This window comes from Streptomyces megasporus, assembly GCF_000718985.1.
Lineage (GTDB): Bacteria > Actinomycetota > Actinomycetes > Streptomycetales > Streptomycetaceae > Streptomyces > Streptomyces megasporus.
The window spans coordinates 69,060-81,530 of record NZ_JODL01000012.1 but is presented as its reverse complement, the minus strand read 5'-3'; the positions used below and the strand labels follow the sequence as shown (position 1 = coordinate 81,530).

Below are 12,471 nucleotides of genomic sequence, written 5' to 3'. Positions count from 1 at the left end.
GTCCCATTGCCGCCGCCGTTCGCGCCGGTGAGAATTGGTGCGCCCCACGGACGAGGAACGGAGGAGGGACCATGGCCTTCGGCTTCGCCTCACCGGCCCCCGCGAACACACCGTCCCACCTCGGCCGCGTCCTCGAACCCGCCGAGTGGGCCGCCGCCGGGATACCCCTGCTCCGCGACCCTCGCGAGGTCGTCACCGGCCTGTGTTCACGTCACCGTCCCACCCCGTCCACCACCGTCGTCGCGGTGTTCGGGCCCGACGAACGGCTCGTCGCGAGCGCGTCGTTCGTCCGCTCCGACTCCGTGCCCGACGGCTGGGAGTGCCGCAACGTCCTGCTGTCCCGACTGCGCGGCATCGTCCCGCACGATCTGCGCCTGCGCAGACCGGTGCGCACCGCGGTCCTGCTGAGCTGCCGGGAGGAGGGCCCCGGCTGGACGGAGGAGGACGGCGCCTGGATGTGGGGCCTGCGCGACGCCTGCACCCTGCACGGTCTGCGGTGCGGGGCGTACATCACTCTGACCCGTACCGGGTGGCAGGTGTTCGGCGAGGACCGTCGCGGCCGGCGCCCCTCCCTCGGCCCCACCGCCCGGGGCGGGCGGACGGGGCACGGCGGCGCCGGGGTGCCGCGTCGTGCCGCGGCCCGCTGACCCTCCGGTCCGAAAAGCGCGGCACGGACGGTCAGAGCAGGCTGCGCAGCCTCTGCGGGTCCCCGCAGACGATCAGTCGGGAGCTCGCCTTGGCGAGGGCCAGGGGCAGCGCCCGAGCCGCCTCCTCGTCCGTCCCGCCGTTGACGACGAGCACGACGACCGGACGGGCGGTGGTGCGCTCGACGGCCGTCGCGTGGGCGTAGAAGACGTCCTCGCCCTCGGCCTGCTGACGCCAGTAGGGCTCCTCCCCGAAGGAGAGTTCGTGCTGGGCCCAGGGGTGCTGGTCGCCGGTGGTGAGCACCAGGACGTCGGCGGGCGAGCGGCCCTCGTCGAGCAGTGTGTCGACGGTCTCGTCGGCGACTTCGACCGCGGTCGCCTCCTCGGCGGCGACGAGTTGGATCTGCGGCGCCTTCTTCGTCCGCGCCGTGGAGCGCCCCGCGGTGGGCTGCGGAGGCACCGCCGTGCGCGCCGGCGCGGGCCGGCCCGGAACGGGACGACCGCGATCCGCTCGCGGCGACGTCGGTCGGGGACCGGGAACAGGGGCCGCGGGACGGGGATTCTGGGGGGTCCGGGTGGTGCCCGCCGCGGTGCGGGGGCCGGGGACATTCGGGTGGATCTTGGGCTCCTCGGAGCTGTGAGGCATGGGCTGATGTCTATCAAACGCCGAAGCCGGATGTGTCACCGGGTTCGGAAAAAGGTGCGATTTCGTTAGCGTGACCCGGGGTCAGAAAAGGCCGATCTGTTCGACCCTCTCCCCGCGTGTCCGTTTCATGTGCCGCCAACGCGGAAGCGCGTCCAGGTACGACCACGACAGCCGGTGGTGGGGTGTCGGTCCCAGCTCCGCGAGGGCGGTGCGGTGCGTGGGCGAGGGGTAACCGGCGTTGCGGTCGAAACCGAAGGCCGCGTACTCCTCGCCCAGCCGTGCCATGAGGGTGTCCCGGTGCACCTTGGCGATCACGGAGGCGGCTGCCACCGCCACGCAGGAGCGGTCGCCCTTGATCACCGTACGGACCCTCCAGGGCGCTCCCAGGTAGTCGTGCTTGCCGTCGAGGATGACCGCGTCGGGACGGACCGGCAGGGCCTCCAGAGCGCGTACGGCGGCGAGCCGGAGCGCGGCCGTCATGCCCAGCTCGTCGATCTCCTCCGGTGAGGAGTGCCCCAGGGCGTGAGCCGTGACCCAGTCGGCGAGTTCCTCCGCCAACTCGGCACGGCGTCCGGGGCCGATGAGCTTGGAGTCCGTGAGCCCGTCGGGCGGCCGACGCAGTCCGGTGACCGCGGCGCAGACGGTGACCGGCCCGGCCCAGGCGCCGCGGCCGACCTCGTCGACTCCCGCGACGACCCTCGCTCCGGTGGTGGCCCGGAGGGAACGCTCGACGCGGTGGGTGGGAGGCTCGTACGGCATGGCGCCAGCCAGGGTACGCCCCCGGCCGGGGCGCGTTCCGCGGGGGCCGGTGCCGGCGCTCGTCCTTCGGCTCCTCCGCCGTGGGCGCGCCGGACGACCGGCCGGCCCCGGCGGCCCCGGCGGCCCGGGCGTCACCGGCTCCGGCGCCTGCCGGGTGGCTCGTAGGAGCGCGCCAGTCCGTACACCTCTCCGGCCCCGCTCTCGTACGCCCCCGCGTACGACTCGGGTGTGGTCCAGCGTTCGAAGGGTCGGTCCAGGTGGTAGCGCCCGTTCGGCCCCAGCAGCAGCATGCGGCTCTCCCCGTTCCCCGGATTGGACAGGGACTCGAACTCCGCGACCGTCCAGTGGAGCCACCGCATGCAGAACAGCCGCATGGTCAGCCCGTGCGTCACCAACAGCACGTTCGGCGGGTGGTCGGGCAGGGCGAAGCTGCGCCACAGGCTCTCCAGGAAGGCGCCGACCCGGTCGTAGACGTCCGCTCCCGACTCGCCCTGGGCGAAGCGGTAGAAGAAGTGCCCGTAGGCGTCGCGCGCCGCCTTCTGCCGCCGGACCTCCTCGCGGTCCTGCCAGTTGCCCCAGTCCTGTTCGCGCAGCCTCGGCTCCTCGCGGACCCGCACCCGCGTCGGGTCCAGGCGCAGGGCGCGGAAGGTCTGGTGGGTGCGGCGGTACGGCGAGACGTAGGCCGAGACGCGCTCGTCGCCGAAGACCGCCCGCAGCCGCTCGCCCGCGGCCTCCGCCTGCCGGAGACCTCGCGCGGTCAGGCTCAGGGCGTGGTCGGGAAGCCGCTCGTACACCGAGTCGTCGACGTTCCCCTCCGACTCCCCGTGCCGGACCAGAACGATGCGTCGGGGTCGTGCCATGTGTCCAGCCTATGCGCGTCGGGACCGCCGGCCCACCGCGGGCACGATCTCCCCGGCCCGGACCGGGGGCGGGCCGGAATCGGGTTCAGGGCCGGGCCCGGTCCGTCAGACGGTCCACGCCGGTTCGAGGTCGATCACGTCCCCGGTGACCGCCGTGACGTCGGCCCCGAGCTGGGCGCGCAGCGCCAGTCTCTCGATCCTCTCCGTGCGGTACTTGCCGTGTTCCGCGGCCGAGTCCCACATCGACAGCACCAGGAACTCGTCCTCGCTCCGCGCCTGGGCGAAGACTCCTCGCAGCATCCCGGGCGATCCGGCCATCGCCGGGTTCCACACCTTCTCCTGCATCAGGATGTAGTGCTCGACGCGCTCCCGGCGCACCTTGCAGTGGGCGACGCGCAGCAGGTCGGCGTCCGCGAACCCCGGTTGGAAACCCACCTTCACATCGAAGCGGTACTCGAAGAGGCGGACTTGGGCGTCCTTGTAGGTGCCGTTCTGCGCCGCCGCCAGTCGGTCGTGGGAGCGCGCCATGAAGGAGTCGTAGAAGGCGCGGCTCTCCCAGAAGCCGAAGAGGTGTGCCACGCCCGGCCGGGCCCGGCTCCAGCCGCCGCCCTGCGCGCGGAAGCCCGGCTCGCCGAGCAGCCCCGCCCACTTCCGCTGCCCTCGCTCGAAGCCGCGTCGGTCGACCACCGTGCACCGCATCCACTTGACCAACACCGCGCCATCGTACGGCCATATGGGGCGCTGATCGCATGGCTCGTCACGGTCGGGGGTCGACGGGGGTGAGGCGTCCGACCCTGCGTTCGACCGCCTCGGCCGCGGTCAGGCACAGGTCCTCGCGGAAGGCCCGCCCGACGATCTGCACCCCCTGGGGCAGACCGCCCCACACCCCGGCGGGGACGGCCACGGCGGGGACGCCGGCGAAGCCGGTGACGGTGCACAACCGCAGCGCCTCGGTGACGGCGCGGTGCCCCTCCTCGTCACGGGACTCCAGCCCGGGCGCCGGCGGTGGACTCGTGAACACGGGGCCGAGCAGCAGGGGGTACTCGGCGAGGAACTCGGCCCAGGCCCGTCGGACCGTCAGCCGCACTCCGGTCAGCCGCAGGTACTCCGGGAGATCCACCGGCGCGGTGCGCGCCATCGACATCTCGATGTAGTGGTGTCCCTCCTCGCCGAGGATCCGTTTGACCGACGGCCAGGTGGCGGCGAACTCGGTCATGATCATCCTGCCGTACGCCTCCAGCGCCTCGTCGTGCCTCGGCACGTCGGGCACCTCCGTCACGTCGTACCCGGCGTCCGACAGGTGTGCGGCCACGGTGTCCACCGCCTCCCGCACCCACGGGTGCACGCCCCGGCCGCCCGGATCGGCGACCACCGCCACCCGCGCGGGCCCGACGTCGGGCCCGCGCGTGGGCACCGGAACGGCGCGCGGGTCGCGCGGGTCGGCTCCCGGGCCGGCCAGTGCCTCGAAGGCGAGGCGCAGATCGCCGACGGTGCGGGCCAGCGGGCCGTCCACCGGGATCGTCTGGGCGCTCAGGGGCGGGTCCTGGGCGCCGATCCGGTGGTCGGCGGGGAACCGCCCCTCGGTGGGTTTGAGGCCGGTCACACCACAGAAGGCGGCGGGGACACGCACCGATCCGCCGGAGTCGTTGCCCAGCCCCAGAGGCGCCAGGCCCGCTGCCACGGCCGCGCCGTCGCCTCCGCTGCTGCCGCCCGGGGTGACGCGTGGATCCCAGGGGTTGGCCGTGTCGCCGAAGAGTTCGCTGCGGGAGTGCATCCCGGCGAGCGTGAGGGTGGGCATGTTGCCGCGGCCCACCGGTATGGCCCCGGCCGCCCGGAGCCTGGCCACCGGCGGGGCGTCGGCCGTGGCCGTGGCGTCCCGGAACCATCGGGCGCCGTGGGTGGTCGGCACCCCGCCGACCGCGATGTTCTCCTTGACGGTGAACGGCACACCGGCCAGCGGGCCCGGATCGACTCCCGCCGCGCGGCGGGAGTCGACCTCGGCGGCCTGCGCCCGGGCCGTGTCGGCGAGCACCCGAGTGACGGCGTTGACCTCCGGGTTCACCGCGGCGATCCGCTCCAGATGTCGGTCGACCACCTCGGCGGCGCTCACCTCGCCGGCCCGGACCGCCCGTGCGATCGCGCCGGCCTCCCACCGCCACAGGGCACCGTCCGCACCACCGTCACCGCTCATCACTCGCCCCTCCGAGGCGCCCGCCGTCTCCGCGGGCACCCCTCTTTCCGATGCGCTTGCATCGGAACAGCATCCTGGAATCGATACAAGCGCATCGGAAAAGCGAGGTCGCGGCCATGCCCCGGAGGATCGACCACGACGGCCGGCGTCGGCGGATCGCCGACGCCGTCTGCCTCCTCGCCGACGAGCGTGGTCTCGAGGGGGTCACCCTGCGCGACGTGGCCGCTCGGGCCGAGGTCTCCATGGGAGCCGTCCAGCGCTGCTTCCGCACCAAGGAGGAGGTGCTCGTCTTCGCCCTCGCGCACGTGGGCGAGCGGATCACCGACCGCGTCCGCGCCCGGCTCGCCGCCTCGCCCGCCCGGTCCGCGCGCACCTCCCTCCGGCACACCCTCGCCGAGGTCTCCCTCCTGGCCGAGGAGCACCGCGCGGAGGCCCGGGTGTGGTTGGCGTTCGTGGCGCAGGCCGCCGTCACCCCCGCGTTGGCGACCGTCGTACGCGGCTCCTACGACGAACTGCGCGCCCTCCTGGTGCGCCTGATCGCCGAGGCGGTCGACCCGCCCCACCCCGAACGCGAGGCCGACGCCCTGCTCGCCCTCGCCGACGGCCTGACCACCCATGTCCTCATCGGGCGGCTCTCCCCCGAGGCGGCCCTGGAGATCCTGGACGACCGGCTCACCCGGCTGGGGGAGTCCGAGCGGCCAGGTACTCGTCGTAGGTGACGCGGCCCACCGCGTGGTCGGGCGTCAGGTGGCCTCCCTCCCGGTAGGCGCGGAAGACGGCCCCCGGCAGCCGCAGCGGCAGCACCGGGCGACGGCGGCCCCGGGCCCGCAGCGTCGTCCGCGTCAACTCTCGGTGGTCGCGCACCTGCGGGCCGCCCATGTCGGGCACCCGGCCGGCGGGCCCGCCGACGACGAGGGCCGCGAGCCGGTCGGCCACCTCCCCGGCGTCCACGGGCTGGAAACGCACCCCGCCGAGCGCCAGGGTCACCGGCAGTCTCCGCTGCGCGTCGACGATCCTGGCGATCAGGTCGTGGAACTGGGTGGCCCGCAGGATGCTCCACGGCAGCCCCGCCCCCGCCACGATCCGCTCGGTGGCCAACTTGGCCCGGTAGTAGACGAACGGCACCCGATCGACCCCGACGATGGAGATGTGGACCAGGTGCGGGCCGCCTCCCGACCGGCGTACGGCGTCCACCAGCCGGCGGGTCGCCGCCACGTCCCCTCGCCCGATCGTGGTCGCGCAGTGCACGATCGCCCCGACGCCCTCGACCGCGGCGTCGATCCCCTCCCCCGTGCTCAGGTCGCCGGTCGCCCAGTCGTACGGTTCCCGGTCGCCGGCGGGGCGTGGACGGCGACTGAGCACCCGTACCGCGCGCCCCTTTGCCGACAGCCGCCGTACGACGCGGCGGCCGAGCGTGCCGGTGCCCCCGGTCACCAGGACGGGCCTGTCCGCGTCCCGACGACCGGTGTTCGCGGCGTCGTCGAACTCGACGGGTTCCCTGTGTTCCACCGGCCTTCCACCTTCCGATACGGAGTCGCTCCTTCCCTTCCACCGGCGAGGCCGGACGACCCGCGCGGACGCGTCGGCTCACCCGTCCGCCGGGCCGCCGGCGGCGGCCGAGTCGGCGTCACACCCGCCACCCGCCGCCCCATGGTCGGGGAATCACTCCTGACACACGGTCAACCCACCGCGTCAATAGGCGACTTCCCTCCGAGATGGGGCCGCGCTCATGGCACCATGGACGGACGGGCCCGAAGCCCCGCCACCCGGGCGCGGGCACGTACCGCGGCGGCTCGGTTCCGAGGAAGGCGAGGAAGGGGAGCCTGGTGAGCAGTCTCAACAAGGGGGTCGAGAAGGTTCAGGTGGCACTCAGGTGGGATCCCAGCGCCTCCGGCGCGCCGCCCCACGACCTGGACATCATCGCCGCGGTCTACTCCGCGGACGACCCGCACGGCGAGCCCGTCCACCTCGTGCACTTCGACAGGCGCTCGCCCGACGGCACCATCACCCTCAACAGGGACAGCAGGACGGGGCTGGGCTTCGGCGACGACGAGGTCATGACGGTGGAGCTCCACCGGATGGCGTCCTCGTACGCCCGCGTGATGGTGGGCGTGGCCATCCAGCAGAGCGCGGGGCGCACGACGTTCGGCGACATAGCGAACACCGCCATCCGGATCGCCGAGGGGTACACCGAGCTGGCCCGGCACGACTTCTCCGCCGTTTCCGGCTCCACGGCCGCGACCGTCGCGGAGTTCACCCGCAACGGCTCGGGGGTCTGGGAGTTCCGCGAGGACGTTCGCGGGTTCGACGCCGACCCGGACTCCTTCGCCGCGCTGATGGGCGCCGCGGTCTCCTGATCGACCTTCCGCCTCCCCGCGGTCCGGTGGGGCGGACACGGCGGAGGGGCGTCGGCCCCGGGCCGACGCCCCTTTGTGTCGCGTCCGAACGCCGGGCGCGGCGCCCACCGCGCCCGGCGTCGGCCGTCAGCTACAGCCGCTGGTGGAGCCGCAGCCCTCGCACAGGTAGCAGCTACCCGCGCGGCGCATCTTGGTGCCGCAGGAGAAGCAGAGCGGGGCGTCGGCGTTGAGGCCGAGCTGCATCTCCACCAGCTCCGTGGAGCTGTGGACCTCCTTCGGGGCCGGAGCCGGGGCCTGCGGCTCGGGGACCTCGACCGGCTTGGGCGGGTCCACCTGACGCGGCGCCGACTGGGCCAGTCCCTCGACGTCCACCTCGTCCTCGGTCGGCTCGTAGGAGCCGGTCTCCAGGTGGCGCTGACGCTCCTCGGCGGAGTGGATGCCCAGGGCCGAGCGGGTCTCGAAGGGCAGGAAGTCCAGCGCCAGGCGGCGGAAGATGTAGTCGACGATCGACTGGGCCATCCGCACGTCGGGGTCGTCGGTCATGCCCGCGGGCTCGAAGCGCATGTTGGTGAACTTCGAGACGTAGGTCTCCAGCGGCACGCCGTACTGCAGACCCACCGAGACGGCGATGGAGAAGGCGTCCATCATGCCCGCGAGGGTCGAGCCCTGCTTGGACATCTTCAGGAACACCTCGCCGAGACCGTCGTCCGGGTAGGAGTTGGCGGTCATGTAGCCCTCGGCGCCGCCGACGGTGAAGGAGGTGGTGATGCCGGGACGGCCCTTGGGCAGGCGTCGGCGCACCGGGCGGTACTCGACGACCTTCTCGGCCTCGCCCTCCTTGGCCTTCTCCTCCTTCTTCTTGGCGGACAGCGGCTGACCGACCTTGCTGTTCTCGACGTAGACGGCGAGCGCCTTCAGACCCAGCTTCCAGCCCTGGAGGTAGATCTCCTCGACGTCCTCGACGGTGCTGGTCGCAGGCATGTTGACGGTCTTGGAGATGGCGCCGGACAGGAACGGCTGGGCGGCGGCCATCATCCGCACGTGCCCCATCGGCGAGATGGAGCGCTCGCCCATGGCGCAGTCGAAGACCTCGTAGTGCTCCGGCTTCAGACCCGGCGCGTCGATGACGTTGCCGTGCTCGGCGATGTGCGCGACGATCGCCTCGACCTGCTCGGGCTGGTAGCCCAGGCGCTTGAGGGCCTTGGGGACGGTGTTGTTGACGATCTGCATCGAGCCGCCGCCGACCAGCTTCTTGAACTTGACCAGGGCCAGGTCGGGTTCGATGCCGGTGGTGTCGCAGTCCATCATCAGGCCGATGGTGCCGGTGGGGGCGAGCACGGACGCCTGGGCGTTGCGGAACCCGTTCTTCTTGCCCAGGCGCAGCACGTCCTGCCAGGCCTCGGTGGCCGCGGCCCACACCGGGGTGTCCAGGTCGTCCATCCGCTTGGCCTCGGTGTTGGCGTCGGCGTGCTGGCGCATGACGCGCTGGTGGGCCTCGGCGTTGCGGGCGTACCCGTCGTACGGGCCGACGATGGCGGCGAGTTCGGCCGAGCGGCGGTAGGACGTGCCGGTCATCAGGGAGGTGATCGCCCCGGCCAGCGCGCGACCGCCGTCGGAGTCGTAGGCGTGGCCGGTGGCCATCAGCAGGGCGCCGAGGTTGGCGTAGCCGATGCCGAGCTGGCGGAAGGCGCGGGTGGTCTCGGCGATCTTCTCGGTGGGGAAGTCGGCGAAGCAGATGGAGATGTCCATCGCGGTGATGACCAGCTCGACGACCTTGACGAAGCGCTCGACGTCGAAGGACTGCCGGCCCTGCTCGTCGTCGCGCAGGAACTTCATCAGGTTCAGCGAGGCGAGGTTGCACGAGGAGTTGTCCAGGTGCATGTACTCGCTGCACGGGTTGGAGGCGGTGATGCGGCCCGTCTCCGGCGAGGTGTGCCAGTGGTTGATGGTGTCGTCGTACTGGATGCCGGGGTCGGCGCAGGCGTGGGCGGCCTCGGCCATCTTGCGGAACAGCGCGCGGGCGTCGACCTCCTCGATGACCTCGCCGGTCATCCGGGCGCGCAGGCCGAACTTCGAGCCGGACTCGACGGCCTTCATGAAGGCGTCGTTGACGCGGACGGAGTTGTTGGCGTTCTGGTACTGGACGGACGTGATGTCCTCGCCGCCCAGGTCCATGTCGAAGCCCGCGTCGCGCAGGGCGCGGATCTTCTCCTCCTCCTTGACCTTGGTCTCGATGAACGCCTCGATGTCGGGGTGGTCGACGTCCAGGACGACCATCTTGGCGGCGCGGCGGGTGGCGCCACCGGACTTGATCGTTCCGGCGGAGGCGTCGGCGCCGCGCATGAAGGACACCGGGCCCGAGGCGTTGCCGCCGGAGGACAGCAGTTCCTTGGAGGAGCGGATGCGCGAGAGGTTCAGCCCGGCTCCGGAGCCGCCCTTGAAGATCATCCCCTCTTCCTTGTACCAGTCGAGGATCGACTCCATGGAGTCGTCGACGGAGAGGATGAAGCAGGCCGAGACCTGCTGGGGCTGCTGGGTGCCGACGTTGAACCACACCGGGGAGTTGAACGCGAAGATCTGGTGGAGCACGGCATAGGTCAGCTCGTGCTCGAAGATCTCGGCGTCGGCCGGGGAGGCGAAGTAGCCGTGCTTCTCTCCGGCGGCGCGGTAGGTCTTCACCACGCGGTCGATGAGCTGCTTGAGGCTGGTCTCGCGCTGGGGCGTGCCCAGGGCTCCGCGGAAGTACTTGCTGGTGACGATGTTGACCGCGTTCACCGACCAGAAGTCGGGGAACTCCACGCCGCGCTGCTCGAAGTTGACCGAGCCGTCGCGCCAGTTGGTCATGACGACGTCACGGCGCTCCCAGACCACCTCGTCGTAGGGGTGCACCCCCGGGGTGGTGTGGACGCGCTCGAACCGCAGACCCTTGCCGGCCTTGCTCCCCCTGCTCTTGGAGCTTCGCGCCGGGTCGCTCGTCGTCTCTGTCATTCCGCCTCCCTGTACAGGCATAACGCCCTGACACACCCGGTCCTTCCCGGGTGTGGTGTCCGTATCGATGGCCGGAACGCCGACGGCGTTCCGGTCCGGTCCGTGCGGGCCGCTCAGTTCCCGGCGGCCGTCGGGACGGCGGGGGCCTCGGGGTCTCCGCCGCCCCCGTGGCCTCTTCCGCCTCCGGCGCCCCCCTCGTCACCGGCGCCGTTCCGGCGTCCGGCGGCGTCCGTGGGGGTGTCTCCGGCCGGGGCCGCGCTCTCGGAGTCCCCGGGTCTCTCCGGGGCCTCGCCGTCGCCACCGTCTCCGCCGTCGCGTGCGTCGGCTCGGGCCGCGCGCAGTTCCGCGATCGCGGCCTCGAAGTCCTCCAACGAGTCGAAGGCCTGGTAGACGGAGGCGAAACGCAGGTACGCCACGAGGTCCAGCTCGCGCAGCGGTCCGAGTATGGCCAGACCGACGTCGTGGGTGGACAGCTCGGCACTTCCCCTGGCGCGCACGGCCTCCTCGACCCGCTGGCCCAACTGGGCGAGCGCGTCCTCGGTGACCGGGCGCCCCTGGCACGCCTTGCGCACCCCGGCGATGACCTTGTCCCGGCTGAAGGGTTCGGTGACCCCGCTCCTCTTGACCACCACCAGTGACGCGTTCTCCACCGTCGTGAAGCGACGGGAGCAGTGCGGGCACTGACGGCGCCGACGGATCGCGGCGCCGTCGTCGGTGGTACGGCTGTCGACGACGCGGCTGTCGGGGTGCCGGCAGAAGGGGCAGTGCATCGCTTCCCACCCTCCTTCACCCTTGACGGCACGGCATGAACAGCATGAGCGCGGCATGAACGCAGCACTGGACAAGCCTTCGAGTGCCCGGTGAACGGCCCTCGAAGCGGCCACCAGCATAGGTGATGTCCTCCCTCCCTCTCAGGCGGGGGACCACAACTTCTGGGTGGCTGCCGACTATCTAACCACTACATCTGGTGGCCGATGACCGAACACGCCGCACGGGCGGGAAACGTCCGGGCCCACGGCGCACGAAACGGTACCGTAGCGATCGGCGACGATCTTCGGGCCATACATCGGCCACATCGATCACGTCAGCTAATCCGCGAAATTTCACTCGAACGTGTGTTTGGCGCAACCTTTCGAAAGCACCTACCGTTGTCCAGCTAGGGAGAACCGCTTGAGAGGGGCCGACGTGAGCACCACCGCAGAGAGCGCCACCATCACCGCACGGGACCGTTCCCGGGACCGAATCGACCATGTGCACGGAGCAAACGCCGCTCCGGGGAAGACCGACGGCGCGAGCGGTCAGGACACCTCCAGGCCCACCCGCGCGCTGCCCGGCCGGCCCCCCGGCATCCGCGCCGACAGTTCCGGCCTGACGGATCGCCAACGGCGGGTGATCGAGGTGATCCGCGACTCCGTGCAGCGTCGCGGCTACCCGCCGTCCATGCGGGAGATCGGTCAGGCCGTCGGGCTGTCCTCCACCTCCTCCGTCGCCCACCAACTGATGGCGCTGGAGCGCAAGGGCTTCCTCCGGCGCGACCCGCACCGCCCGCGGGCCTACGAGGTGCGCGCCTCCGACGCGCCCACCAGCCAGACGACCGACACCACCGGCAAGCCCGCCGCCTCCTACGTCCCCCTGGTCGGCCGGATCGCCGCCGGCGGCCCGATCCTGGCCGAGGAGTCGGTGGAGGACGTCTTCCCCCTGCCGCGTCAGCTCGTCGGCGACGGCGAACTGTTCGTCCTCAAGGTCGTCGGCGACTCGATGGTGGAGGCGGCCATCTGCGACGGGGACTGGGTGACGGTACGCCGCCAGCCCGTCGCGGAGAACGGCGACATCGTCGCCGCCATGCTGGACGGCGAGGCGACCGTCAAGCGCTTCAAGCGCGAGGACGGGCACGTGTGGCTGCTCCCCCACAACTCCGCCTACCAGCCGATCCCCGGCGACGAGGCCACCATCCTCGGCAAGGTCGTCGCGGTACTGCGTCGCGTCTGAGCGACCGACAGACCGGCCCCGGGACCACTGCGCCGGT

Annotated in this window: 12 protein-coding genes; 4 read left to right on the top strand and 8 right to left on the bottom strand. The window is 72.0% G+C overall.

Features of this window, described 5'->3' with window-relative positions:
- Nucleotides 1-71: 71 nt before the first annotated feature.
- Entirely contained in the window at nucleotides 72-647 is a 576-nt protein-coding gene (locus IF47_RS0112435) for a hypothetical protein (RefSeq protein ID WP_031508781.1), read from the top strand.
- Between the two features lie 31 nt (nucleotides 648-678).
- On the opposite strand, the gene IF47_RS29390 is transcribed toward IF47_RS0112435, so the two are convergent.
- The 5 genes from IF47_RS29390 to IF47_RS0112410 all read right to left on the bottom strand — a co-directional run bounded on the left by IF47_RS29390 (nucleotide 679) and on the right by IF47_RS0112410 (nucleotide 5,100).
- Nucleotides 679-1,104 (bottom strand): hypothetical protein, encoded by a 426-nt coding sequence (locus tag IF47_RS29390; protein WP_342667254.1) that lies wholly within the window; start codon nucleotides 1,102-1,104, stop codon nucleotides 679-681.
- Between the two features lie 267 nt (nucleotides 1,105-1,371).
- Entirely contained in the window at nucleotides 1,372-2,049 is a 678-nt protein-coding gene (locus IF47_RS0112425) for a ribonuclease HII (RefSeq protein ID WP_031508779.1), read from the bottom strand.
- A gap of 131 nt (nucleotides 2,050-2,180) precedes the next feature.
- The gene (locus tag IF47_RS0112420) at nucleotides 2,181-2,909 is read right to left on the bottom strand and encodes a histidine phosphatase family protein (protein WP_051717523.1); all 729 of its coding nucleotides are present in this window, start codon (nucleotides 2,907-2,909) and stop codon (nucleotides 2,181-2,183) included.
- 105 nt (nucleotides 2,910-3,014) lie between these two features.
- Nucleotides 3,015-3,623 (bottom strand): YdbC family protein, encoded by a 609-nt coding sequence (locus tag IF47_RS0112415; RefSeq protein ID WP_031508777.1) that lies wholly within the window; start codon nucleotides 3,621-3,623, stop codon nucleotides 3,015-3,017.
- A gap of 43 nt (nucleotides 3,624-3,666) precedes the next feature.
- Nucleotides 3,667-5,100 (bottom strand): amidase, encoded by a 1,434-nt coding sequence (locus IF47_RS0112410; protein ID WP_031508776.1) that lies wholly within the window; start codon nucleotides 5,098-5,100, stop codon nucleotides 3,667-3,669.
- A 116-nt stretch (nucleotides 5,101-5,216) separates the two neighbouring features.
- On the opposite strand from IF47_RS0112410, the gene IF47_RS0112405 reads away from it, so the two are divergent.
- Nucleotides 5,217-5,819 carry a TetR/AcrR family transcriptional regulator gene (locus IF47_RS0112405; protein WP_031508775.1) on the top strand — a complete coding sequence of 201 codons (603 nt, stop codon included), beginning with the start codon at nucleotides 5,217-5,219 and terminating at the stop codon, nucleotides 5,817-5,819.
- Here the strand turns inward: IF47_RS0112405 and IF47_RS0112400 are convergent.
- Entirely contained in the window at nucleotides 5,773-6,537 is a 765-nt protein-coding gene (locus IF47_RS0112400) for an SDR family oxidoreductase (protein WP_031508774.1), read from the bottom strand. The two genes, IF47_RS0112405 and IF47_RS0112400, sit on opposite strands and share 47 nt — an antisense overlap.
- A gap of 389 nt (nucleotides 6,538-6,926) precedes the next feature.
- Here IF47_RS0112400 and IF47_RS0112395 point away from each other — a divergent pair, with 389 nt between their 5' ends.
- Complete coding sequence (locus IF47_RS0112395; protein ID WP_031508773.1) at nucleotides 6,927-7,457, top strand: TerD family protein; 531 nt, start codon at nucleotides 6,927-6,929, stop codon at nucleotides 7,455-7,457.
- Nucleotides 7,458-7,583: 126 nt separating this feature from the next.
- Here IF47_RS0112395 and IF47_RS0112390 read toward each other — a convergent pair whose 3' ends face one another.
- Together IF47_RS0112390 and nrdR are read right to left on the bottom strand one after the other, a co-directional pair.
- Nucleotides 7,584-10,445: a vitamin B12-dependent ribonucleotide reductase gene (locus tag IF47_RS0112390; protein WP_031508772.1), complete on the bottom strand. Its 2,862-nt coding sequence runs from the start codon at nucleotides 10,443-10,445 to the stop codon at nucleotides 7,584-7,586.
- Between the two features lie 113 nt (nucleotides 10,446-10,558).
- Nucleotides 10,559-11,215 (bottom strand): transcriptional regulator NrdR, encoded by a 657-nt coding sequence (gene nrdR, locus IF47_RS0112385; RefSeq protein WP_031508771.1) that lies wholly within the window; start codon nucleotides 11,213-11,215, stop codon nucleotides 10,559-10,561.
- Nucleotides 11,216-11,630: 415 nt separating this feature from the next.
- Here nrdR and lexA point away from each other — a divergent pair, with 415 nt between their 5' ends.
- Entirely contained in the window at nucleotides 11,631-12,434 is an 804-nt protein-coding gene (gene lexA / locus IF47_RS0112380; RefSeq protein WP_031508770.1) for a transcriptional repressor LexA, read from the top strand.
- Nucleotides 12,435-12,471 lie beyond the last annotated feature (37 nt).

Bases quoted from the DNA above. Each gene is read 5' to 3' on its own strand.
- IF47_RS0112435 (WP_031508781.1), top strand. From the start codon at position 72: ATGGCCTTCGGCTTCGCCTCACCGGCCCCCGCGAACACACCGTCCCAC.
- IF47_RS0112425 (WP_031508779.1), bottom strand. From the start codon at position 2,049: ATGCCGTACGAGCCTCCCACCCACCGCGTCGAGCGTTCCCTCCGGGCC.
- IF47_RS0112420 (WP_051717523.1), bottom strand. From the start codon at position 2,909: ATGGCACGACCCCGACGCATCGTTCTGGTCCGGCACGGGGAGTCGGAG.
- IF47_RS0112410 (WP_031508776.1), bottom strand. From the start codon at position 5,100: ATGAGCGGTGACGGTGGTGCGGACGGTGCCCTGTGGCGGTGGGAGGCC.
- IF47_RS0112405 (WP_031508775.1), top strand. From the start codon at position 5,217: ATGCCCCGGAGGATCGACCACGACGGCCGGCGTCGGCGGATCGCCGAC.
- IF47_RS0112390 (WP_031508772.1), bottom strand. From the start codon at position 10,445: ATGACAGAGACGACGAGCGACCCGGCGCGAAGCTCCAAGAGCAGGGGG.
- nrdR (WP_031508771.1), bottom strand. From the start codon at position 11,215: ATGCACTGCCCCTTCTGCCGGCACCCCGACAGCCGCGTCGTCGACAGC.